Below are 23,617 nucleotides of genomic sequence, written 5' to 3' on the forward strand. Positions count from 1 at the left end.
AAGACGATAATGGGTATGCAGGAGCAAACGTGGTAATCGGACCCTTTATTAATGCCAGCGCCATTTTATTAGGCGGTGTTCTCGGCGCGCTGCTCAGTCAGCACTTACCCGAACGTATTCGGATCTCAATGACCTCAATATTCGGGTTGTGCTCGTTGGGAATTGGTATCTTGTTGGTTATCAAATGCGTTAACTTGCCGGTGATGGTTCTGGCGACACTGATCGGTGCATTAATTGGCGAATTCTGCCATCTGGAAAAAGGAATCAATGCCGCGGTTGCCAAAGCGCAACAGCTTTTCACCAAATCGGATGTCAATGCAACACACGAATCCTTTATCCAAAGCTATGTGGCGATCATCGTGTTGTTTTGCGCCAGCGGGACCGGGATATTTGGGGCGATCCATGAAGGGATGACCGGCGATCCTAATATTTTAATCGCCAAGTCATTTCTCGATTTCTTCACCGCTATTATCTTCGTCTGCTCGCTAGGGATCGCCGTGTCTGCCATTTTCATACCGATGCTGGCAATTCAGTTGACGCTTGCCACCTGTGCGGCTCTGATTTTACCGCTGACAACCCCAGCCATGATGGCCGATTTCAGCGCTGTAGGCGGACTGTTGCTACTTGCAACCGGTTTGCGGATTTGCGGCATTAAAATGTTTGCGGTGGTGAATATGCTTCCTGCCCTTCTACTGGCAATGCCGCTTTCCGCAGCGTGGACGGCTTTTTTTGCCTGAGAATGCGTGCAATAGCAACAATGTGGTGATAGATTGTGCAGTCTGCATTGATTTGAAGAAATTTCGTTGACGAAACGAAGTGAATCGGGTTTAATGCGCCTCGTTGCCCGGATAGCTCAGTCGGTAGAGCAGGGGATTGAAAATCCCCGTGTCCTTGGTTCGATTCCGAGTCCGGGCACCACTATTAAAAGAACCCGCCCAAAAGGCGGGTTTTTGCTTTGGAGTATTTCTAAAATTATTCCCATCAAATAACCCCGTGATAGCAACATCACCACCACAGGGGGTTGCGATTATTCCTTCACCACAATCAGCGGTTCGATATCGCTCTCTTTTTTAATCACCAGTGATTCATCGCCGCGCAGGCAGGTACCGCCGTAGTTACCGCCTACGGTGAAGGTACAAACCTGAATATATTTACCGGCAATGTTTGGCAGACACCAAAGCTGCTGATAAATGTTCTTCTGCTCGGCAAACTTACCGCTGGTTTTATCCAGTAGCTCTTCCTGATGACTCACCAGATCGATGTTGCTGCCACAACGTCCTGCAATGGGTTTCACCGCATAACCGGTTTGTGCCAGCTCTTCATTAACAGTGAAATCGGTATCAAGCAGATAGCGGTGGTGCGGGAAAAGCTGCCAGAGGATTGGCAATATCGCTTTGTTGCCTGGGATCACCGTCCACAGAGGTTCGAAGACCAGCACTTCCGGGCGCAGCAACACGTCGATTAAACGCACTTCCTGATTCGTATGCCCGGTACGAATTGGTACCGCGGCGTACTCTGTTTCGCTGACCTCTCGCACCTGCTCAATCGCGGTTTCCCACGCCCAGGTTTTCCAGACACAGTTCACCAGGCGGCCGTCACCGTCAATCAGTTGACCGGCATCATCCCAACATAGCTCATCGAGGCCACGCAGAATTTTGCTGTCAAACCCGGCCTGACGCAGCGCCTGCTGCATAAACTGCGCGTGATAGTTTTCTTCGATATCCTTATCCTGCATGATGTGGACAAACGGACGTGCGCGGCTGTGCTTCCAGGCACCCGCCAGTTCGTTGATCAACCCTTCAGCCGGGTTGTGTCCCTGCCCTGTGTAGCCACGCTCGGCCCATCTTTCGAGAATCAAGCCAGCTTCGGTATGGCACGAGGCGGAATCGGCGTTGTACTCATACACCTTCAGTCCACGTTCATCCATACAGAAATCCATACGACCCGTAATCATATGATGCCGACGACGCTGCCAGGAAAGGCGCAAGCGCGGCCAGAGGATTTTCGGAATATCGAACAGTGCCAGCAAGTTATCGTCTTTCAGCACCTTGTCGGTCGCGTGCAAGTACATCAGGTGCAGCTCGTTAGTGGCTTTGATCAGCTCCTGCTCGGCACTTTCGGTAATGGTGAAGTACTGATGCGGATCCTGATTAATCACATGCCCATTCGCCAGCACGTAGGCTTTTTGCAGCGGATCCTGTTCATCCAGCCATTTACCGTCAAACTGCCCGTTATCTTCCAGTCGCGCGCCGCCAATTTTCAGCGAGTCACTGGCGATCTCCGGCTGCGGCAGGCTGTAACGAGTATCCTCGGTCTGGATCATCCAGCCAAGGATGGTGGTGTCGTCAAAGGTATCCTGCAGGGTGTAGCAACCGTTTTCAACCACCATCTCCAGCTCGCGGGTCCACTGCTGTCCGGGAGGCAGCGGCGTATGGAGCACGTTCTGTTCGGCAATACGGATTTTGTTTTCCAGCAACTGGGTAACGACCGCCACATGCCCGGTATCTTTAAATTCGCCGCCTTTTTGCCAGATAAGCAACGCGCCTGCTACCGGTGCGCGGGGTGAACCATTGGGAAATGCCTGTAACGGCAGGATATTGTCATTCACCACTTCACGCAGGAAGCGTAAGGAGAAGATCTCCCAGGCCATGCCTACATCGGTGAAGACCACACCATAGTTAAGGAACAGAAAGCGGCGTGCGAATTCCACGCACTGCCATTTGTGGCCCATGTATTCGTCGTCGATATAGCTGCGAAATGCCGCATCATCGTCGTAGTCCCGTGGGTCGAGGGAGCTGTAATCTGAAGAGTAGATTGCTACGCCACCTGGGGCGTAGCCCAATAATGTCCCGAATGGGGCATCCTGACTGGTCGTTCCTTTGCTCATGCACCTTACCTCAAAACAATACAGCCTGAGCAGGTTGGCGTGAATTTTTCGCTCTGATTGCCTGCTCTGCGACACTAACCGGACAGAGGTCGACATCATCATACACCTCAACGCAGCGACTGGCGCTCAGAGGCGAAAAATTCACAACAGGAACTACACCTGGGTAAGGATTACCGGTACGCTTTTATAGGCCGGAGTCAAACTTTGTGTATCCACCGCGTCCAACGAGAGCAGGACATTCGCTTCAGGTAGATACGCGCCAATTGAGCCCGCCGCCATGTTGTAAATCACCACCGTTAAGCCGTACATGATGCGATCCGCGCAGGGCTGACCGTTGTCGTCCAGCGCCTGAACGTTGACCACATCACCCTGGCTCAGACCGCGGCTCATCGCTTCTTCGACGCTTAAAAACACCACATCCCGACGACCGGTAATGCCACGATAGCGATCGTTCATACCATAAATCGTGGTGTTGTACTGATCGTGGCTGCGTAGCGTCGCCAATATCAGCGTATCGGCAGGCTGATTTTCCCGCTCTACCGCCCGCTGATGGCTGACGATAAAGTTGGCTTTGCCATTCTCCGTTCGCCATTCACGGCGCGAAGCAGGCGTATCCATACGAAACCCGCCCGGTTCAGCAATACGGGCGTTGTAGTCGTGGAACGCCGGGATCACGGCTTCAATGGCATTACGGATCAGCGCGTAGTCCCCGGTCAACGCTTCCCAGTTTACCGGCGAAAGCGGCAGCGTGGCGCGCGCCATGCCCGCCACAATCGCGGGCTCTGATTTTAGCCAGCGGGAAGCCGGTTTCAGCGCGCCACAGGACGCGTGAACCATCGACATTGAGTCTTCGACGGTCACAGACTGAATGCCCGTAGCTTGCAGATCGCGCTCGGTTCTACCCAACGCGGGGAGCAAATAGTTGTGTTTTGCCAGCAGCAGGTGCGATCTGTTCAGTTTGGTCGCCACATGGACCTGCAGATCCAGATTTTTCATCGCCGCAAAGGTACGCTGCGGCTGGGGCATCGCCACCGCCAGATTGCCACCCATGCAGATGAGTGCTTTTGCATCGCCCCGCTCGATGGCCCGAATACTCTCCACGCTGGAACGACCATGTTTGCGCGGAACACGGATAGAAAAATACGTCTCAAGGCGTTGCAGGAAATCTTCGGACGCCGCTTCGTTGATTCCCACAGAACGATCGCCCTGCACATTAGAATGACCGCGCAACGGGCAGATCCCCGCCCCAGGCTTACCTATATTGCCTTTCAGCAGCAGCAGGTTTACCAGTTGCTGGACGTTCTCAGTGCCGTTTTTATGCTGGGTGATGCCCAGGCCGTAACAAACAATCGTGGCGCGGGATTTACTGTAGCTGTGCGCCAGATCTTCCATCTGACTGCGCGTCAGACCCGAGTCCTGTTCCAGCTCCGCCCAGCTACGCTGGCGTAAGTCATCATACAACGCGGCATATCCAGCGGTATGCTCTTCGATAAACGCATGATCGAGCGTCGGCTGCTGATCCAATAAGATCCGCGCTTCGTCCATTTCGATTAGCGCTTTCATGATGCCTTTGAGCAGCGAAGCGTCACCGCCCATTTTTACCTGGTAGTAGTCGTTGCTCAGCGCCGTCGCCTGACCGGTGAACATCTCTTTCGCGCTTTGCGGGAAGCTAAAGCGCTCAAGCCCCCTTTCGTTCAGCGGATTAATGGAGATAATTTTAGCCCCGCGTTTGGCAACGTCGCGTAAGGTGGTCAGCATGCGCGGATGGTTAGTGCCAGGGTTATGCCCGATACAAATCACCAGATCGCAGTGGTCAAAGTCCTCAAGTTCAACGGTTCCTTTTCCAAGGCCAATGGCCGGCGTTAGCCCTGCGCTGGTCGGTCCGTGACACATGTTTGAGCAATCAGGGAAGTTGCTGCTGCCATATTCGCGGGCAAACAGCTGATACAGGAACGCTGCCTCATTTGACGTTCTGCCGGAGGTGTAAAACTCAACCTGCTGGGCTGAATCATAACTGCGCAGACGCTCCCCGATTTCCTGGAAGGCGATATCCCAATCCACCGCCTGCCAGGTATCTGATGCGGCATCGTATTTCATTGGATGCGTCAAACGACCAATGTTTTCCAGTTCATAATCGCTGTAATGCCAGAGTGTAGAAACCGGATGACGGCTGAAAAATTCCGGTGACGCTTTCTTGTTGGTTGTCTCCCAGGAGACCGCCTTAACGCCATTTTCGCACAGCTCCATCGGTGCCCGATGGCCAGGATCCGGCCATGCACAGCCCGGACAGTCGAATCCTTTCACCTGGTTCATTTTAAACATCGCGATAATGTCGCGGGCGACAGCCTTTTGCGAAAACAGCGAAGCAGTGACGGCTTTTACCGCGCCCCACCCACCCGCCGGGCCCTGATAACCGCTTACTCCTGGAACACCCTTTTTCATTATTACTGCTTATTCACCGCCAATTTTTGATGGCGAATACGGTAGCAATTTCCGTGCAACAATGATTTCCTCTTCATGGAGTACGGGCCAGGTACAATGAACGGGTTAGATTTATCTTCCCCTTTCAGCACAAAACGGCATAAAGTCCCAATCTGTTAAATTCAGTTCTACCTGGCTGCTACACTGCATCAAACAACCACTCAGAAGGCAGGTCACTATGTCAGACAATACCTATCAGCCCGCGAAAGTCTGGACGTGGGAAAAATCGAACAGCGGCGCATTCGCCAATATCAACCGCCCTGTTTCCGGCGCTACACACGAGAAAACGCTGCCGGTTGGCAAGCATCCGCTGCAGCTCTATTCGCTGGGTACGCCAAACGGGCAGAAAGTGACGATTATGCTGGAGGAGTTGCTGGCGCAGGGCGTGAAGGGCGCGGAATACGATGCCTGGATTATCCGCATCGGCGATGGAGATCAGTTTTCCAGCGGCTTTGTTGAGGTGAATCCGAACTCGAAGATCCCGGCACTGCGTGACCACTCGCAAAACCCACCGGTTCGCGTATTTGAATCTGGCGCAATCCTACTCTATCTGGCGGAAAAATATGGTTATTTCTTGCCGCAGGATTTGGCAAAACGTACTGAAACGCTAAACTGGTTGTTCTGGTTACAGGGTGCTGCCCCGTTCCTTGGCGGTGGCTTTGGTCACTTCTATAATTATGCGCCGGTTAAAATTGAATACGCGATTAATCGCTTCACCATGGAAGCCAAGCGTTTACTTGACGTGTTGGATAAACAGTTAGCGCAGCATCAGTTTGTCGCCGGAGATGAATACACCATTGCCGATATGGCAGTCTGGCCGTGGTTTGGCAATGTGGTTCTGGGTAACGTGTACGACGCGGCAGAGTTCCTTGATGCAGGAAGCTACAAGCACGTGCAGCGCTGGGCAAAAGAGATTGCGTCGCGTCCGGCGGTTAAGCGTGGTCGTATTGTTAACCGTACCAACGGACCGCTGAACGAGCAGCTTCATGAACGCCATGACGCCAGCGACTTCGATACCAATACCGAAGATAAGCGCCAGGCTTAAAATGCCTGATGGCGACGCCGGGGCGTCTTATCAGGCCTACAAAGATGTCATGCCGTAGGTCGGATAAGGCGTTTGCGCCGCCATCCGGCACAAAATCACGCGCTGGTGACGTCGTACTCCATACGGCGAAGTGCGTCTAACGTGGCTTTAGCTTCATCTTCATCAATGATGCTCATGGCGAACCCTACGTGCACCAGCACCCATTGCCCGACCAGCTCAGCCGTATCACCTTCACAAATCAGGGCAATATTGACATCACGTTTGATGCCGCACACTTCAACCTGCGCAAGCTGGTGAATATCTTCACCAACGGCCAGAACCTGACCAGGGACTCCAATACACATATCTGACTCCGCCCCATAGCAACCTATGGGTTATTCGACTTCAATACTTTTCACTTTCAGTGAATCGCCCGCATCAACTCGCAGACGATCCCCCTGACAATGTGGACACTGCGCATCATGCTGGGTGATTTCCACAACCTGACTGCAATCCCAGCACCATGCCTGGGCTGGCTTGTAATCAATATGCAGCTCACACCCTTGCGCCAGCGTCCCCTGACAGACGATGTCGAAACTGAAACGCACGGCGCTCTCTTCAACGCAGGAGAGCGCCCCGATTTCCAGCCAAACGCCGGTTACACGTTTGACACCGTGCTGCTCTGCCTGCTGTTGAACAATCTCAACCGCGCTCTGACAAAGGGACAGCTCATGCATTTTCGCAGTTCCGACGACCCAGCAGCAGCGCGCGGCGATTGAGCTGCGGCGCATTTGGATCGCTCACCGGCAGCGATAACAGCATTCGCGCACAATCGTCAGTCAGGCGCACACCTTCTTGCGCCGACATATTGTGCGAAAGCGGCGACATCAGTGAACAGGAAAGGTATTGTGATACGCCCTCCAGTTCACCAACGGTAAAGGTCATCTCGCCATACGGCAGACGCAGCCCGATTTTTTCGCTGACTTTACGTACCGGCCAGACCTGGTCTGGTCCAGGGAAAATCAGTGCGCTGAGCATCCAGGGTGTGATAACACACCCCGTCCACTGCCCTTCAAACAGCGTAAAATCAGAGATATATACCGGCATATTCGGATGCAAGAAAGAGAGATCGTGCATCGAACGCCGGGCAACCTCTTCAAACGCTGCCTGAATCTGCATCTTCGGGGCCGTCTGAAAACCGACAAACTCCTCAGACATGAGCCGCCTCCCGAGGGATCGCTTCAACACCTGATTCGCGAAGCGCAGCAAGAACCTGCTCAAGCGCAGGTTCAATCATCGCTTCGACCGTTGGCGTTAGCCCGATATGCGGCTCCAGTGATTCCGGAATAATGCCGACTAACGTCAGCTTTTTCGGAAACTCTCCGGTGAAACGCAGGGCCGACAAAACGTCGGCCAGGCCAAGCTGGTGCGGTGAGATTTTGTTGGTAAACAGCGCCGGGATCTCTTCATCCCGCAGGACCATCATCGTTCCTGGCGTGTTTTTCTTCGACACAATGGCGTCAGCAATGATCAGATGATCTCTGTTCGCCATATCGCCGAGAAGCTCCATCCCAGCCGTACCACCGTCCAGAACATCAACAAAGTCTGGCAGGATGTACCGTTGCTCTAATGCCTCAACGATACGTACTCCGATGGCTTCGTCGGTCAGCAAAATATTGCCGACCCCTAAGACTAATATCCGCATTACAGAACCTTAACTGAGACCACTTCGTTCCCGTCAACGTCCACCACATGCACCGCACATGACATACAAGGATCGAAGGAGTGAATGGTACGAACCACTTCCAGCGGTTTGTTTGGATCGGCAATCGGCGTTCCTACCAGCGAGCGCTCATACGGTCCCACTTCATCATTAAAGTTACGTGGGCCAGAGTTCCAGGTTGACGGTACAACCGCCTGGTAGTTGCTGATAATGCCATCTTTAATCACCATCCAGTGAGACAGCATACCGCGCGGCGCTTCGAGGAAACCAACACCTTTGAATTCGCCCGTTGCCGGAATATCCGGTTTCACGAAGGTGGTATGGTCGCCTTTACCGATGTTCACGATCAGCGCGTTGTACTGATCCTGCAGAACGTTCTGCAGTTCACAGCAGTGAACGGTACGGCCAATAATACGACCCAGCGTAGAGTGCAGCTGAGACACTTCGATAGTTTTACCGGTCAGCTTGGTGTAAATCGCGATGATTTCATTCAGCTTGGCATGAGTAGACTCGCGTTTGGCCGCCAGTTTACACAGCATGTTGGCCAGCGGACCCACTTCAACCGTTTTACCGTAGAAGGTCGGTGCTTTAACCCAGGAGTACTTGCCGTCATCTGACCAACCGGTGTAATCAGGAACCGTTGTGCCTTCCCACGGAGCCTGCGGCGCTTCGTCTTTGTACCACGCGTGTTTCGCGCTCTCCTGAATCCCTTTGATCAGGTACTCATCGGAGTGAGAGGTGATCGGACGATAGGTCGACAGATCTTCATTAGTAATGTAACCACCCGGGAACAGGAAGCTGCCGTTTTTACCGTCAGTAGGGAATTCCGGCGCGCTCAGGTAGTTAACCGCGCCCTGACCACGTTCCAGCCATTCAGGGTAGAACGCAGCAATGACCGCGGTATCAACCTTGTAAACCTGCTCAACGAAGTCGCTCAGCTTATCAATGAATGACTTGATGTACATCAGACGCTCAAGGTTCAGCACGCCAAGACCGTCGAGGTTAATCGGGTTAGCAACCCCACCTACCGCCAGGTTCTGGATGTGCGGCGTTTTACCACCCAACAGCGCCACAACGCGGTTGGCATCACGCTGGCATTCCAGCGCCTGCAGATAGTGAGCGACCGCAATCAGGTTCACTTCCGGCGGCAGCTGCATTGCCGGGTGCCCCCAGCAACCGTTAGCAAAAATGCCTAACTGACCGCTGGCAACAAGATCTTTGATCTTGTTCTGAACCTTGGTGAACTCTTCTGCGCTGTTCAGGTGCCAGGAGGACACGCTGTTCAACATGGCAGATGCTTTCGCTGGGTCAGCTTTCAGGGCAGAGGTGATATCCACCCAGTCCAGCGCAGACAGCTGATAGAAGTGAACAATGTGGTCATGCGTGGTGTGCGCGGCCAGAATGATGTTACGGATATACTGTGCGTTCACCGGAACATCAATATTCAGCGCACTTTCTGCTGCACGAACGGAAGAGATAGCGTGAGTGGTCGTACAAACGCCACAGATACGCTGCACAATCATCCAGGCATCGCGCGGATCGCGGTTTTTCACGATCTCTTCCATGCCGCGCCACATGGTACCGGAAGCCCATGCTTTAGATACCACGCCATTTTCGATTTCGCAGTCGATGCGTAAATGACCCTCAATACGGGTTACCGGATCAATAGTAATTCTCTGGCTCATGCTTTGCTCGCCTCATGACGATTTTGATCGTTTTGTTTTAAAGGAGGAAGTATCGGCAGTAGACGAATGAGTACGATGTATGCACAAATCTCAATAGCCACAAAACCAATAGAAATCAACAGTTCTTCCCAGGTCGGGAAGTAGTGGTAGCCACCACCAGGATTGAACGCCACCAGCGAATAGGACAGACGCCATGTTGCACAACCCAGCAATGCGCTCAGCGCAGACAGATACAGCATGCGCGAATCATTACGCAGCTTAGTGACGCGCAGCACCACCAGCGGGAAGACCATCAGCACGACCTCAAGCCAGAACATGGCTGAGTAGAAATCGCCTGCAAACGCATACGACAGCTTGTCGCGATAGATCAGTTCGCCAAAGCGCAGAATCACGAAAATCGCCAGCAGCACGCTGATGGTGTTCGTCAGCTTGATGAACAAACTTTTCTCGTCCGGACCGTTACCTTTCAGACCCGCTTGTACCAGTGAGCCTTCAAAGATGACGATCGAGAAGCCCATAATAAAGGCGGTTAATACCGAGAAAAGCGGCAACATTTCATAAGCTTGCCAAAGCGGATGCACCTTATAACCCGCAGAAATCATCAATGAACCCATTGAAGACTGGTGCATGGTTGGCAGCAGCGCGCCGAGGGCAATAACAAAGAACATCACTTTATTCAAACGCTTGAGAGAAACTTTCCACCCCAGACGTTCAAACAGAGCCGGAGCAAATTCCAGCGCCATGATGCCGATATAGATGGTCATACAGACCGCCGTTTCGAACAGTACCGAATTCACGTTGAAGTGACCCGGAATGTAGAAATACGGCAGGTTCCAGTAACGACCGACGTCGATGGTGATTGACAGACCACCCAGCGAGTAGCCAAACAGGCTCGCCAACAGCGCCGGACGTACCAGCGGATGGTATTGTCCTCTGTTGAAAACATACACCGCCCACGCCAGCGCCCAACCGCCGCACGCAAAGCCAGTACCAATCAACAGGTCAAACGCGATCCATACACCCCATGGGAAACCGCCGTTCAGATCGGAGACTGAGCCCAATCCGAAGACCAGACGTTTCACGATCAGGAGCATACACAGGACGATAAGCGGCCCAAAAATAATGACCGGTTTGCTGATTATTTTTCCGCCCAACGGTTTAGGATCATGACTCATGATCGTCTCCTCCATCGTGATGGTCGTTTTTCGTGTTACGACGAACCAGCACGGTTAAGCCCGCCAGCGCAGCCAGGGGTAATATCATGCCCTTGTACAGGGAATGTTGAACATGTTCGGAACGCGCACCAGTTGAAAGATCATCCAGCTTCGGCAGATCCAAATCCTCGTAAGGAACACCCGTCAGCACCATAACCTGTGTACCACCACCTTCTTTCTCACCGTACAGGTGTGGGTAGTACTTCGGTACCGTATGCAGATAGGTATCGCCTGCTTTCACCGTTTGACGCGGATAGTGGTATTCGCTGCCAGGCTTCAGCGCGAGACGTTTTTTCGCCTCAGCCATCAACTCTTCACGGGTACCAAAAATCACCGCACCGGCTGGGCACACTTCAACACAACCCGGCAAACCGCCTTTGTCCAGACGCTCAACGCCTTTCTGGTTACACAGTTCACATTTGTGAAGCGCACCAAACGGGTTGTTGTAGTCGTACTTAGGCACGTTGTACGGGCAGGCGACCATGCAGTAACGACAGCCCGTGCAGACGTCTTTGTCATAATGGACGATGCCGGTTTTCGGATCTTTCTTCAGCGCGGAGACCGGGCAAACGGAAACGCAGTTCGGATCAACACAGTGCATGCACTGTTTCTTGATGTATGCGTAGCCATTTTCTTCCTGGTCTTTGTTCACGCCTGTTCCGCTACGCCACACCTGGATGATGTTATTGGTATACGGAGACAGTTTGTCGTTGTTCGACCAGGTTTGCTCGCCTTCCGGGTTACGGGCCGGGAAGTTGATATCCTGACACTTGGTGACACAGGCCTGGCAGCCTACGCACAGCGTCGAGTCATAGAGCATCCCAAGAGAACCCGGGATCGGCGGACGGTTTTCTGCAGCCGCATGACTGATGGACGGCGCTGCGCCCAACAGCAATGCCCCGCTGGAGGCTGCTTTAATAAAGTTACGTCTGTTCACGGTTATTCTCCCCGTGAGTCAGCGTTATCTTTCTTTTGCTGACGCCCCAGTTCACGTACCGCCATCACGCTGACGCCGGCAACCAGTCCTACTACGCCACCCAGCAGTCCAATCGCTCCGGCAGATACATTACCGCCTTCTTTCATATTGACGTCAGGCTTCTCGGAACGCGGCGTTTGGTTTTCCACATGAGCAAGCTGGTGAATACCTTTATGGAAACCGACGCCTTCTTCGTTACAGCCGTAGCAAGGGTGACCAATAGCCACCGGCCACACGCCGCCAACGTCGCAGAATTGCAGCGTTGAACAGTTGCCGTAGGTTTCTGGCCCTTTACAGCCCAGATGGTAGAGGCACCAACCTTCACGGTGGCCTTCATCGCCAAACTCTTTCGCAAAACGACCAGCATCGAAGTGCGGGCGACGTTCGCAGTGCTCGTGAATCAAACGGCCATAGGCGAATGTCGGACGGTTTTTGGTATCCAGCTTCGGCGGCTTACCGTAAGTGATGATATGCGCGACCGTTGCGAGGAAGTTATGCGGGTTCGGCGGACAGCCGGGGATGTTGATGATGGTTTTGCCTGGCAGAACTTCTTGCAGGCCGACGGCACCCGTTGGGTTAACGCCAGCGGCAGCAACACCACCCCACGCGGCGCAAGAGCCGATGGCAATGATAGCGGCTGCGCCCTCTGCGGCCCGGCGGATGTGATCCACGATCGGCTCACCGGCAACCATGCAGTAAATACCATTATCTTTCAGTGGGATAGATCCATCTACTACCAGAACATATTGCCCTTTGTACTTCTCCAGAGCGTTATGTTTGTTCTCTTCAACCTGATGGCCGAAGGCGGCAGAGAGCACCTCATGGTATTCCAGAGAGATTGTCTCCAGAACGAGGTTTTCCACTGTAGGGTGTGTCGCGCGAAGCAGCGATTCAGTACAACCCGTACACTCCTGGGCACCAATCCAGATAACCGGTGGGCGCTGAGGACGAGAAACTGATTCGGCCATTTCTGCGGCGGCTTTGCTACTGAGCCCCATGGTAGCGGCCAGTGCTGCACAAAGCTTCATGAAATCACGGCGATTAATGCCGCTCGAATTGATGAGAGAGTTATCTCCAGTCATTTTATAGTTATTCCGTTGCGAAGACCTGGCTTTTATTTTGCACCATTCGCATGTTGCATATTGCGATCGGCGCGCCATTACCACACTTTTTATATGGTTATGTGCATTATAATACTTCGACGGAGCAACAAAACGAAGGCGTAGGTCAATAGTGTAATTAATTAAAGCAAGATAATACCCCTTTCGGATCAAGCTTCGAGTCGATAGCCAGCCATGAAAAAACGAATTGTTGTACTGGATTGATTCTCTCTAAAGAAATCCATAACCATCTCTTTATCCAGTCCATAGCGACGCGTGAGGATGCCCGCTTCCCACGCGCTAAGCTGTCGATCGCCCGTTTTTTCAAACATGCGATGTGAAAATCCCAACACAAAACCACGCTTATAATCCGCACAAAAATTCGCCACTGAGCGTGCGCTGTCCGCACTTGAGGCGTTTAATCCGGCCATCAGGCCTTTTCCAAAATGGTTGTCCATGCATAACCTCCAATCGCTATATAATAAATTATATAGCGATTTTTTAAGCAAAGACCAGAGGTATCACGAACTTTTTATGCCAGCTTAAAAGGACACCCATTCATCCGTTTTAGCTGCCGCAGACGTTTTGTTGTCTGCTGAAGGGGAAGCAGTATTAGCAGCGGCGTATTGCACATCATTCGCTGAGAGGCGGAACTGTTGCACCGAGCGTTGCAATTCCTCTGTTTGTCGTTCCAACGCCACGGCAGCGGCGGAGACTTGCTCTACCAATGCAGCGTTCTGTTGCGTTACGCTGTCCATCTGTGTGATCGCGACGCTCACCTGCGAGATGCCCTTATTTTGTTCTTCCGAGGCTGAGGCAATTTGCTTCATGATGACCGTCACTTCGGTGGCACCGCGCAGAATTGCCTCCATGGTTAATCCCGTTTCTTTAACCAGACGAGCCCCCTGGTCGACACGACGCGATGACTCGCCAATTAGCGTCTCAATCTCTTTCGCCGCTCCGGCGCTGCGACTGGCAAGGTTGCGTACTTCACCGGCAACGACGGCAAAACCGCGCCCCTGCTCGCCTGCCCTGGCAGCTTCAACTGCGGCGTTCAGCGCCAGAATATTGGTCTGGAAAGCAATACTATTAATAACTGACGTGATTTCCGCGATCTGTTTAGAGCTGGCGGCAATACCATCCATCGTCTCAACCACTTCTGAAACCAGCGTGCTCCCTTTACCTGCCGTTTCTGTGGCCGTATCGGCAAGCTGGCTGGCTTCACGCGCATTTTCAGCGTTCAGTTTTACCGTTGCGGTCAGTTGCTCCATGCTGGCAGCGGTCTCTTCCAGCGCCGCGGCCTGCTCTTCAGTACGTGAGGAGAGATCGTTATTACCGGTGGAAATTTCCGTCGCCCCTCGCCAGATGTTGTCACTACCTGAACGGATGGTACTGACGGCTTCGCGCAGGCTGTCCTGCATCGCGCACAGTAACGGCACCAGTTGACCCACACAGTTACGACCAAAATCTTCAATGGGATGGCTGAGATCGCCCTGCGCAATCTGCTGGAACTGCTGACGGATGCGTCCCAGAGGTTTCACCATCATGGCGACGAGGTAACGGTCGGTAAAGAACAGTAGGGCAATACCGAGGATAACAGCAGTAATAATTAACGTTCGGATGATAGACGTTTTGCCATCGACCATCACGCGGGTGGTATCAAGCCGCTCTCCTGCCGTGGCGTTAAAACGCTCGGCACTGGCGCCAAATTCACGGCTCAACGCTGGCGTAACGGTACTGGCATGTTCCGCAAAGGCCGTGAGCGTGCCCTGCTTTGCCAACTGCATTTGCGGGATCACGCCATTGTCCAGCAGCGCCTGCCACTTCGTCAGTACCGCCGCGGCAACTTCCGGATCCATGGGGCCTGGAGACAATGTTTTCATCTCCTGGAGTTTTTTACTCATATTCTCCAGGGACTGCTGCGCCGGCGCAAAATCAGGCGTTCCGCCGCTCATTTTGACATCCATGGCGCGACTTAAGCGCGTTACGAAGCGAAAGTACTGATCGTTACCCTGACTGAGAACCGTCATCTGATGGACAAGATGGCGGTCAATATCATTGCCTTCAGATATTTTTGATAACGAATGAAGACTGAATAAACCCACGCCCGACCAGAGCAGGCAGAAAAGTCCCAGTATTGCCAACATGACAATACGAATAGTGAAGTTTTTCAGCAAACGCATAATAATTTCCTTGCCGTTGATGAGGAATTCGCCATCAGGCGATACTTATCCTTGTTATCGGCAGGCAGTAGAGAAGATATAATGCGTTCTTTATTTTTTTACTTTCTTAAGTACATCCACTATCTCTCCACCCTATATCAATATGAATGCTAATGAAATTAGGTAGCATTATTATTCAGGTAATTAATTAAAAGCATTAAATAATCTATTGTTTTCTATCGCAAATATTTATCAAACCACGCAAGGGTACGTTCCCAGGCTAATTCAGCGGTAGCTTTATCATAACGAGGGGTAGAATCATTGTGAAAGCCATGATTAACACCGGGGTAGATATATGCTTCATAGACTTTCTTATTCGCCTTTAGCGCCGCTTCATATGCAGGCCATCCCTCATTAATTCGGGTATCTAATTGCGCATAGTGCAGTAATAAAGGCGCGCTTATTTTAGGGACATCTGATGCAGGAACCTGACGCCCATAAAAAGGCACCGCGCAGGCCAGTTCAGGGAAAGCCACAGCTGCGGCATTCGACACACCACCACCATAGCAAAATCCGGTGATACCTACCTTTCCCGTCGTCCCTGAATAATGCTGCATAAATTCAATGGCGGCAAAAAAGTCGTTCATTAACTTTACGGGGTCAACCTGCTGCTGCAATTCCCGACCTTTATCATCATTGCCTGGGTATCCCCCTACCGAACTTAACCCATCAGGCGCGAGTGCCATAAAGCCCGCCTTCGCCACCCGTCGCGCCACATCTTCAATATACGGATTCAGCCCACGATTCTCATGCACTACCACCACCGCCGGAACTTTCCGCGTCACCTTCGTTGGTTTAACCAAATACCCCCGCACATCACCATGACCTTCAGGCGAGGGATAGGTAATATATTCCGCCAGAATATCGGGATCGGTAAATTCTACCTGCATTGCGAGAGCGTAGTTGGGTTTCAATAAATTGAATAAGGCCAATGCCGTCATGCCACCCACTGCATATTTCGCTGCCATATTGAGAAACTCGCGTTTCGTTATTTTGCCATGAGCGTAATAGTCATAGTAGTCGAGCAGTTCTTGCGGAAAATCTTTGGCAGTCAAACGCGGCATCGTCGCACTCCTGATTGATGTTTTTTTAAGCAAAGCACAGTGACCTGTTTTTGCCCAGTTTTTCATCTCAGTGTGACCTGGTGAACGGGATATTCACCGTGAACCCGCTAGAATAGAAACGTTGTTTCGAAATTCACCTGCACTAAGGAGATCTCATGGCCTGGTTTGCCAATCCTGAACGTTACGAACAGATGCTCTATCGCTACTGTGGGCGCAGCGGTTTGCGCTTACCCGCTCTATCGCTGGGTTTATGGCACAGTTTTGGGCACGTTCAGGCGCTGGATTCACAGCGAGCCCTGTTGCGTAAAGCATTTGATTTAGGCATCACGCATTTTGATTTAGCCAATAACTATGGGCCGCCACCAGGCAGCGCAGAAGAGAATTTTGGCCGATTACTGCGCGAGGATTTTGCACACTATCGCGATGAACTGATTATCTCCACCAAGGCAGGCTATGACATGTGGCCAGGGCCATACGGTTCTGGCGGTTCGCGCAAATACCTGCTCGCCAGCCTCGATCAGAGCCTGAAACGCATGGGCCTCGACTATGTCGATATCTTCTACTCGCACCGCGTCGACGAAAATACGCCAATGGAAGAGACCGCCTCAGCCCTGGCCCACGCCGTACAGAGCGGCAAAGCGCTGTATGTCGGCATCTCATCCTATTCGCCAGAGCGTACGCAGAAAATGGCCGAGCTGATGCGGGAATGGAAAATTCCCCTGCTGATCCACCAACCGTCTTACAACCTGCTTAACCGCTGGGTAGACAGCAGCGGCCTGCTGGATACGCTGGAATCCAATGGCATGGGCTGCATCGCCTTTACGCCACTGGCTCAGGGACTGCTGACGGGGAAATACCTCAACGGCATTCCGGAAGGTTCACGCATGCAGCGTGAAGGGAAAAAAGTTCGTGGGCTGACGGAAAATATGCTGACGGAAGAAAATCTTAACAGCCTGCGGTTGCTCAATGAGATGGCGCAACAGCGTGGACAGTCGATGGCACAAATGGCCTTAAGCTGGCTGCTAAAAGACAACCGGGTGACTTCGGTATTAATTGGCGCCAGTCGACCGGAGCAACTGGAGGAAAACGTTCAGGCGTTGGCGAACCTGACGTTCAGCACCGAAGAACTGGCGCAGATCGATAAGCACGTCGCGGACGGTAAGCTGAACCTGTGGCAGGCCTCATCTGACAAATAGCCGTATGTAACATCGTGCCGGGTGACAGCGTTAGCCTCCCCGGCACGTAATACGGGCCAAACAGTCCCCTTCACACCTCTTCCGCTTTGATCTCCGGGCGTTGATACTCCGGCCACACCAGCGCGACAAGCGCGGGATAAGCCTCCAGACTGAACTCCCTGAAACACTGACGCAGGTTGAGCACGTCCAGGTCGGCATGCGGGACCTTCTCACCGCTCAAACAGCGCTTTTTAATATTGTCGTAATATTTATACACCGCAGAGTTGAGATCGCTACAACGCCGCTGCGCATCAAATAATCCAGGTGTCTCATTCAACTCCACCATTGTCATCCGCTTGATCGTGGAGTGGATAAAATCGATATATTCGTGATTAACGCGCCAATACCAGACCGGCGTAATCGAATTCATCAATACCGAGAAATGGTCCTCGCCTTCTTCTTTACTCAGCATTTCCGGCTGGTTTTCAGAGTGCCCATTTTCGGCATGTCGGTTTTTATTTGCACTGCGCATTAACAAAAGTACCCCGCAGGTCAGCAATAGCAGGGTAATAACAGAATAAAATATACTGTTCATATACTGGCTCCATTTTTTTTGATTTTAAAATTACGCCATGCTATTGTCAACGCGGCCTGGTTTATTTAAAACAACATATCATTGGCATCAAAGGATATTTCAACATGCTTCCCGAGCATCTTGTTCCCTCGCACTTTCACTTATCCAGCCCCGCTACCAATACCAATCCCGTAGATAATAGTGAAAATTTGACTCAGGGAAAGAGAACATTAAGCGATTACGAATCTGATATTTTGATTAGCTCAACGGCTACCGGTCAATCACGAAATATGCTATTTGAAGAGTGCGACCGTCATTTAAAAGAGCGTCTGTTTCGTGCAGCAAAAATTGAGTCATTCTCTCGCCTGCTCAATTCACTACAAGCAGAAGGCGATATTAACGCACAAGAATTAAGTAAAATTTTGACTCAAAAAACAGCCATCATAAATGAACAGGGCAACAAAATTTGGCTTAATTTAATTACGCGTGAAACCAGCGACCCTATTTTTTATTCTCTGGAAGAGAAATAAAATGAAAGATGTTGAGGATAACAATGTTTATTTGGCTTTAGATAACCATAAAAGCGATGAGTTTGTCTTAAAGCAAAATTTAGCCGTGTTGATTGCCAATAAAAACGCGACGCTGGAAAGCGTTGCTCAGGAGATAGTCTCTATTCCCGCTGCACTGGTGCGGATGAAATGGCAAAATCGGCGTGAAATTTACACGCTACAGGCTAAAGAAGAGATCTACGGTGCCGCGATCGAAGCCATTATGGAGCAGCAACCAGAACTGCGGGACAAAATCATGGCCCGACTGGAAAGCACCTACCAGCATATACTCGCACGGGAAACGGCCACCTTACGCCTGACACGAAAGCTGTCTGAAGGGAACTACGAACCCACCAGGATAACCACGGTCGCGTTAGACGAGAACAGATAAGAACAGGTATGCGAGGGAGTTGAATCAGGAGATGCACGCCGGGTAAGGCGGCAACCATTACCCGGCAATGAGGAGGATTACTTCGCTTTCACAGTCTCTTCGCCAACCAGACCAATCTTCAGGAAGCCCGCCTGATGCAGCGTATCCATAACCTTCATCATGGTCTCATAATCAACGGTTTTATCTGCCCTGAAGAAAATGGTGGTGTCTTTCTTCCCATCTGTCAGTGCATTTAACTCGCTAATCATGGTGTCATCCGTCACCTGATTGTTGCCAATAAACATACTTTTATCGGCTTTAACAGATAGGTATACCGGCTTTTCCGGACGCGGCTGCGGCGTGCTGGTGGAGGCAGGAAGATTCACTTTCACATCCACCGTTGCCAACGGTGCGGCCACCATAAAAATGATCAATAAAACCAACATAACGTCGATAAACGGCGTCACGTTGATTTCATGCATTTCACCGTTATCGTCCAGGTTTTCATTAAAGCTCATTGCCATGGAACATTATCCTACACGTAATTTCTGCGCTGCACGTACCGGATGCGCGGATGCGCTTGCGTTCAGGTCCAGATCGCGACTTTGCAGTAACAGCACCTGTGCCGCGACATCACCCAGCATCGCTTTATAGCTGCCAATCTGACGTGCGAAAATGTTGTAGATAACAACCGCTGGAATTGCTGCGACCAGACCAATTGCGGTCGCTAACAGCGCTTCTGCGATACCCGGCGCAACAACGGCCAGGTTGGTCGTTTGAGTTTGTGCAATCCCGATGAAGCTATTCATGATGCCCCATACGGTACCGAACAGACCGACGAATGGAGAGATAGCCCCGATGGTGGCCAGGTATCCGTTACCACGTCCCATATGACGACCTACCGCCGCCACACGACGCTCCAGACGGAAGCCGGTACGCTCTTTAATGCCTTCGTTATCGTCACTGCCTTCTGACAGTTCCAGCTCGTTTTGCGCTTCGTTAATCAACTGTGCGCCCAGGCTTTTGCCATCGAATCCTGCGGCAATCTCACTTGCCTGATCTAAAGAGCGGGCTTCCGCCAGCAGTTGCTGTTCACGCTTAAGGCGGCGTTTCTGAGTAAAGAACTCAAGGCTCTTACTAAAGAAGATAGCCCAGGTGACCACTGACGCCAAAATCAGCCCAATCATCACGCACTTAACCACGATATCGGCGTGCTGATACATACCCCAGACGGAAAGATCCGTCTGCATCAAATTATTACCCACTCTGTATCTCCAGGACGCAAATCACAAAATCTGAGCGTAATGATATCAAAAAGACGTCGAATTGATAGTCGTTCTCATTACTATTTACATATTGCCGCACCTTTGGTTTCTTTTCCTTGCGCTTACGCAGTAAAAAAGTCACCAGAAGCATTTTGAGATTATTTTCTACTGTATGACCGTTCTGCAGGATGCGTCATCTTTGATTCATGGTAGTTTAGACATCCAGACGTATAAAAACAGGTAAGACAACATGGCAGATAAGCAACTTGAAACCAAGCTCGTTCACGCAGGACGCAGTAAAAAATACACGCTGGGCTCGGTAAATAGCGTGATCCAGCGCGCTTCTTCGCTGGTGTTTGACACCGTGGAGGCCAAAAAGCAGGCCACACACAACCGTGCCAACGGTGCGCTTTTCTATGGACGTCGCGGAACCCTGACGCATTTCTCTCTGCAGGAAGCGATGTGCGAACTGGAAGGCGGCGCGGGTTGCGCCTTGTTCCCTTGCGGTGCGGCTGCCGTTGCCAACACCATCCTCGCTTTTGTCGAGCAAGGGGATCATGTGCTGATGACCAACACCGCCTATGAACCCAGTCAGGATTTCTGCACCAAAATTCTCGGCAAGCTTGGCGTGTCCACCGGCTGGTTCGATCCGCTGATTGGCGCCGATATTGTGAAGCACATGCAGCCGAACACCAAAGTCGTATTTCTGGAGTCGCCCGGCTCTGTCACCATGGAAGTGCATGATGTTCCGGCAATTGTTGCCGCCGTCAGAAGCGTAGCACCTGACGCAATCATCATGATTGATAACACCTGGGCTGCCGGAGTGCTGTTCAAAGCGCTGGATTTTGGCATCGATATTTCTATTCAGGCAGGCACCAAATATCTGATTGGCCATTCCGACGGCATGGTCGGAACGGCGGTATCTAATGCCCGCTGCTGGGATCAACTTCGCGAAAATGCGTATCTGATGGGGCAAATGCTGGACGCCGATACCGCCTATATGACCAGTCGTGGGCTGCGTACGCTGAGTGTACGCCTGCGTCAGCACCATGAAAGCAGCTTAAAGGTCGCCGAGTGGCTGGCCAGCCATCCGCAGGTCGCCCGCGTGAACCACCCGGCACTGCCCGGCAGTAAAGGGCATGAATTCTGGAAGCGTGATTTCACCGGCAGCAGCGGCCTGTTCTCCTTTGTATTGAATAAGAAACTCAATAATGAGGAGCTGGCCGCGTATCTGGATCACTTCAGCCTGTTCAGCATGGCCTACTCCTGGGGCGGTTTTGAGTCGCTGATTCTCGCCAACCAACCGGAACACATTGCGGCAATCCGTCCGCAAGGCGAGGTGGACTTCAGCGGAACGCTCATCCGTTTGCATATTGGTTTAGAGAATGTTGACGATCTGATTGCCGATTTGGCCGCAGGATTTGCCCGAATCGAGTAAAATTGCCACAGATGGACATATATGCAGACACTTCTGGTGGAAAAGTCTGCAATTGTTGCGTCCGGGATCAAGGCATCCCGGGCAATTCAGGAGTACAATCCACATATAAACGCTGTTCCACAGGAAAGTCCATGGTAGTCATTCAAGATATTGTCTCCGCGCTCTGGCAACACGATTTTGCCGCACTGGCGGATCCGCACGTTGTGAGCGTGGTGTACTTCGTCATGTTCGCCACACTGTTTTTAGAAAATGGCCTGCTGCCCGCCTCCTTTTTACCCGGAGACAGCCTGTTATTACTGGCAGGAGCGCTGATCGCTCAGGACGTGATGAGTTTTTTACCTACCATAGCTATTCTGACTGCCGCAGCCAGTCTGGGCTGCTGGCTGAGCTACATTCAGGGACGCTGGCTGGGCAACACGCGCACGGTGAAAGGCTGGCTGGCGCAATTACCTGAAAAATACCATCAACGCGCTACCTGCATGTTTGACCAACACGGGTTGATGGCGCTGCTTGCCGGGCGTTTCCTGGCGTTCGTCCGTACCTTGCTGCCAACGATGGCGGGCATTTCAGGGCTTCCTAACCGTCGGTTCCAGTTTTTTAACTGGCTGAGCGGACTGCTGTGGGTCACCGTCGTTACCAGTTTCGGCTATGCGCTGAGTATGATCCCGTTCGTCAAACGTCATGAAGATCAGGTGATGACCTTTTTAATGATCCTGCCAATTGCCCTGTTAACCGCAGGTCTGTTGGGAACGCTGTTCGTGGTGATTAAAAAAAAATACTGTAGCGCCTGAGTATTAGCCGTATGCCGGAGTCACTCCGGCATTTCATTGATGGCGCACAGCTAGCTTTAAAGCCGACAAGAAATCAACTCCCCTGCATCATACGAATTCTTGCCGCATCTTCCCCCGGCGTTACGCCAAAGAAACGTTTGAACTCCCGACTGAATTGCGATGCGCTCTCATAGCCGACGCGCATTGCAGCCGCACTGGCCTTCATTCCATCGTGGATCATCATCATCCGTGCTTTATGCAGGCGATAGCTCTTCAGATATTGCAGCGGCGAGGTACTGGTCACCGCTTTAAAATTATGATGAAACGCCGATACGCTCATGTTCGCCTCTGCCGCCAGCTGTTCTACATTGAGGTTTTCGGTGTATTTGGTTTCAATCCGCTTGAGTACCCGGCTTATCAAACTGAAATGCGTCTGGCGACTTACCAGCGCAAGTAACGCGCCACCACGCGGCCCGGTCAGCACATGGTAGAGGATTTCGCGAATGATCTGTTTACCCAGAATACGCGCATCCAGCGGTCGCTCCATCACATCCAGCAGGCGCTCAGCAGCACAGAGAATTTCGTCTGAGAGCATCGCAGAGTTAATCCCACTGGCAGCCATAGCGGGCTGGAACAGCTCGTCTTCCCCAATGTCCATCAACAGCTCCTGCAATTGCAGGATATCGACATTCAGGTAAATACCGGCCAGAGGAACCTCCGGCGTCGCATACGTTTCACATTCGAAGGGTAAAGGTACGGTTAGCAGCAGGTATTCGTTGGCGTCATAGCGAAATACGCGCTCATTAATGTAACCAATTTTATGTCCCGAAAAGAGAAATATGATGCCTGGCTGATACATGACTGGTGTACGCGCCGCCGGCTCCGTACCGTGTAGCAGGCGGACATCTGGCAGCAGTTCGCTAAGTTTATTTTCATTGTTTTTCAGATGCTTAATTTTATCTGTCAGCAGAAGGCAGATCTCATCACGGTTCATGGGGCACCATTTCATTATCGTTTTTCGACCCTGACATAATGCGCAGATTTATCCGTTTTCTCCAGCAGTCTGTAGAAATGGGCAAGACATCGGCAGAAATGAGCATT

24 protein-coding genes and 1 tRNA gene are annotated in these 23,617 nt (G+C 51.8%); 8 read left to right on the plus strand and 17 right to left on the minus strand.

Translation table 11 applies throughout. The features are described from left to right. Positions 1-29: 29 nt before the first annotated feature. Together OGV98_RS01795 and OGV98_RS01800 are read left to right on the plus strand one after the other, a co-directional pair. Positions 30-737 carry a DUF554 domain-containing protein gene (locus OGV98_RS01795; RefSeq protein ID WP_286550977.1) on the plus strand — a complete coding sequence of 236 codons (708 nt, stop codon included), beginning with the start codon at positions 30-32 and terminating at the stop codon, positions 735-737. 105 nt (positions 738-842) lie between these two features. After that, positions 843-918 (plus strand) — tRNA-Phe (locus OGV98_RS01800). A 109-nt stretch (positions 919-1,027) separates the two neighbouring features. Here the strand turns inward: OGV98_RS01800 and gss are convergent. Beyond that, positions 1,028-2,887, minus strand: coding sequence for a bifunctional glutathionylspermidine amidase/synthase (gene gss / locus OGV98_RS01805; protein ID WP_102190593.1), 1,860 nt, complete (start codon positions 2,885-2,887; stop codon positions 1,028-1,030). Positions 2,888-3,040: 153 nt separating this feature from the next. Then, positions 3,041-5,329: an FdhF/YdeP family oxidoreductase gene (locus tag OGV98_RS01810; protein ID WP_057102139.1), complete on the minus strand. Its 2,289-nt coding sequence runs from the start codon at positions 5,327-5,329 to the stop codon at positions 3,041-3,043. A 217-nt stretch (positions 5,330-5,546) separates the two neighbouring features. Between OGV98_RS01810 and yghU the strand changes: the two genes are divergently transcribed. Then, positions 5,547-6,413 (plus strand): glutathione-dependent disulfide-bond oxidoreductase, encoded by an 867-nt coding sequence (gene yghU / locus OGV98_RS01815; RefSeq protein WP_202581002.1) that lies wholly within the window; start codon positions 5,547-5,549, stop codon positions 6,411-6,413. Between the two features lie 95 nt (positions 6,414-6,508). On the opposite strand, the gene hybG is transcribed toward yghU, so the two are convergent. The 11 genes from hybG to yghX form a co-directional block, all read right to left on the minus strand. Then, positions 6,509-6,757 carry a hydrogenase maturation factor HybG gene (hybG, locus tag OGV98_RS01820; RefSeq protein WP_003024459.1) on the minus strand — a complete coding sequence of 83 codons (249 nt, stop codon included), beginning with the start codon at positions 6,755-6,757 and terminating at the stop codon, positions 6,509-6,511. Between the two features lie 30 nt (positions 6,758-6,787). Continuing rightward, positions 6,788-7,129: a hydrogenase maturation nickel metallochaperone HypA gene (gene hypA / locus OGV98_RS01825; RefSeq protein ID WP_003024462.1), complete on the minus strand. Its 342-nt coding sequence runs from the start codon at positions 7,127-7,129 to the stop codon at positions 6,788-6,790. After that, a complete protein-coding gene (hybE, locus tag OGV98_RS01830) occupies positions 7,122-7,610 on the minus strand; it encodes a hydrogenase-2 assembly chaperone (RefSeq protein WP_202581001.1) in 489 nt (162 codons plus the stop codon). Before hybE ends, hypA begins: the two co-directional genes overlap by 8 nt. Beyond that, positions 7,603-8,097, minus strand: a complete 495-nt coding sequence (locus OGV98_RS01835; RefSeq protein WP_003024473.1) for a HyaD/HybD family hydrogenase maturation endopeptidase — start codon at positions 8,095-8,097, stop codon at positions 7,603-7,605. Before OGV98_RS01835 ends, hybE begins: the two co-directional genes overlap by 8 nt. Next, a complete protein-coding gene (gene hybC, locus OGV98_RS01840) occupies positions 8,097-9,800 on the minus strand; it encodes a hydrogenase 2 large subunit (RefSeq protein WP_286550982.1) in 1,704 nt (567 codons plus the stop codon). Before hybC ends, OGV98_RS01835 begins: the two co-directional genes overlap by 1 nt. Beyond that, positions 9,797-10,975 carry a Ni/Fe-hydrogenase cytochrome b subunit gene (gene hybB, locus OGV98_RS01845; RefSeq protein WP_003838191.1) on the minus strand — a complete coding sequence of 393 codons (1,179 nt, stop codon included), beginning with the start codon at positions 10,973-10,975 and terminating at the stop codon, positions 9,797-9,799. Before hybB ends, hybC begins: the two co-directional genes overlap by 4 nt. Beyond that, positions 10,965-11,951, minus strand: a complete 987-nt coding sequence (gene hybA / locus OGV98_RS01850) for a hydrogenase 2 operon protein HybA (RefSeq protein WP_003828357.1) — start codon at positions 11,949-11,951, stop codon at positions 10,965-10,967. Before hybA ends, hybB begins: the two co-directional genes overlap by 11 nt. Positions 11,952-11,953: 2 nt before the next feature. Further along, complete coding sequence (hybO, locus tag OGV98_RS01855) at positions 11,954-13,072, minus strand: hydrogenase 2 small subunit (protein WP_003024486.1); 1,119 nt, start codon at positions 13,070-13,072, stop codon at positions 11,954-11,956. A 188-nt stretch (positions 13,073-13,260) separates the two neighbouring features. Next, complete coding sequence (locus OGV98_RS01860) at positions 13,261-13,548, minus strand: DUF2623 family protein (RefSeq protein ID WP_003838189.1); 288 nt, start codon at positions 13,546-13,548, stop codon at positions 13,261-13,263. An 84-nt stretch (positions 13,549-13,632) separates the two neighbouring features. Continuing rightward, positions 13,633-15,273, minus strand: a complete 1,641-nt coding sequence (locus OGV98_RS01865) for a methyl-accepting chemotaxis protein (RefSeq protein WP_044713738.1) — start codon at positions 15,271-15,273, stop codon at positions 13,633-13,635. Between the two features lie 215 nt (positions 15,274-15,488). After that, complete coding sequence (yghX, locus tag OGV98_RS01870; RefSeq protein ID WP_032937394.1) at positions 15,489-16,376, minus strand: YghX family hydrolase; 888 nt, start codon at positions 16,374-16,376, stop codon at positions 15,489-15,491. A gap of 155 nt (positions 16,377-16,531) precedes the next feature. On the opposite strand from yghX, the gene OGV98_RS01875 reads away from it, so the two are divergent. Next, positions 16,532-17,572, plus strand: a complete 1,041-nt coding sequence (locus OGV98_RS01875) for an aldo/keto reductase (protein WP_003024497.1) — start codon at positions 16,532-16,534, stop codon at positions 17,570-17,572. Between the two features lie 70 nt (positions 17,573-17,642). Here the strand turns inward: OGV98_RS01875 and OGV98_RS01880 are convergent, their stop codons facing one another. After that, positions 17,643-18,146, minus strand: coding sequence for an ESA_00282 family adhesion-associated protein (locus tag OGV98_RS01880; RefSeq protein ID WP_003024499.1), 504 nt, complete (start codon positions 18,144-18,146; stop codon positions 17,643-17,645). 104 nt (positions 18,147-18,250) lie between these two features. Between OGV98_RS01880 and OGV98_RS01885 the strand changes: the two genes are divergently transcribed. Together OGV98_RS01885 and OGV98_RS01890 are read left to right on the plus strand one after the other, a co-directional pair. Further along, on the plus strand, positions 18,251-18,655 hold the full coding sequence (locus OGV98_RS01885; RefSeq protein WP_003024501.1) for a hypothetical protein: 405 nt from the start codon (positions 18,251-18,253) through the stop codon (positions 18,653-18,655). A 1-nt stretch (position 18,656) separates the two neighbouring features. Then, positions 18,657-19,064 carry a hypothetical protein gene (locus OGV98_RS01890; protein ID WP_003838178.1) on the plus strand — a complete coding sequence of 136 codons (408 nt, stop codon included), beginning with the start codon at positions 18,657-18,659 and terminating at the stop codon, positions 19,062-19,064. 77 nt (positions 19,065-19,141) lie between these two features. Here OGV98_RS01890 and exbD read toward each other — a convergent pair whose 3' ends face one another. Both exbD and exbB read right to left on the minus strand, forming a co-directional pair. Beyond that, positions 19,142-19,567: a TonB system transport protein ExbD gene (gene exbD / locus OGV98_RS01895; RefSeq protein WP_003024505.1), complete on the minus strand. Its 426-nt coding sequence runs from the start codon at positions 19,565-19,567 to the stop codon at positions 19,142-19,144. 6 nt (positions 19,568-19,573) lie between these two features. After that, positions 19,574-20,308, minus strand: coding sequence for a tol-pal system-associated acyl-CoA thioesterase (exbB, locus tag OGV98_RS01900; protein WP_003024507.1), 735 nt, complete (start codon positions 20,306-20,308; stop codon positions 19,574-19,576). 250 nt (positions 20,309-20,558) lie between these two features. Here exbB and metC point away from each other — a divergent pair, with 250 nt between their 5' ends. Both metC and yghB read left to right on the plus strand, forming a co-directional pair. After that, a complete protein-coding gene (metC, locus tag OGV98_RS01905) occupies positions 20,559-21,746 on the plus strand; it encodes a cystathionine beta-lyase (RefSeq protein ID WP_003024509.1) in 1,188 nt (395 codons plus the stop codon). Positions 21,747-21,877: 131 nt separating this feature from the next. Continuing rightward, positions 21,878-22,537 carry a DedA family general envelope maintenance protein YghB gene (gene yghB, locus OGV98_RS01910; RefSeq protein ID WP_003024510.1) on the plus strand — a complete coding sequence of 220 codons (660 nt, stop codon included), beginning with the start codon at positions 21,878-21,880 and terminating at the stop codon, positions 22,535-22,537. 73 nt (positions 22,538-22,610) lie between these two features. Here the strand turns inward: yghB and OGV98_RS01915 are convergent, their stop codons facing one another. Beyond that, on the minus strand, positions 22,611-23,510 hold the full coding sequence (locus tag OGV98_RS01915; protein WP_048217163.1) for an AraC family transcriptional regulator: 900 nt from the start codon (positions 23,508-23,510) through the stop codon (positions 22,611-22,613). Positions 23,511-23,617 lie beyond the last annotated feature (107 nt).

Source organism: Citrobacter sp. Cf136, from assembly GCF_030333815.1.
Taxonomy (GTDB): Bacteria; Pseudomonadota; Gammaproteobacteria; order Enterobacterales; family Enterobacteriaceae; genus Citrobacter; species Citrobacter freundii.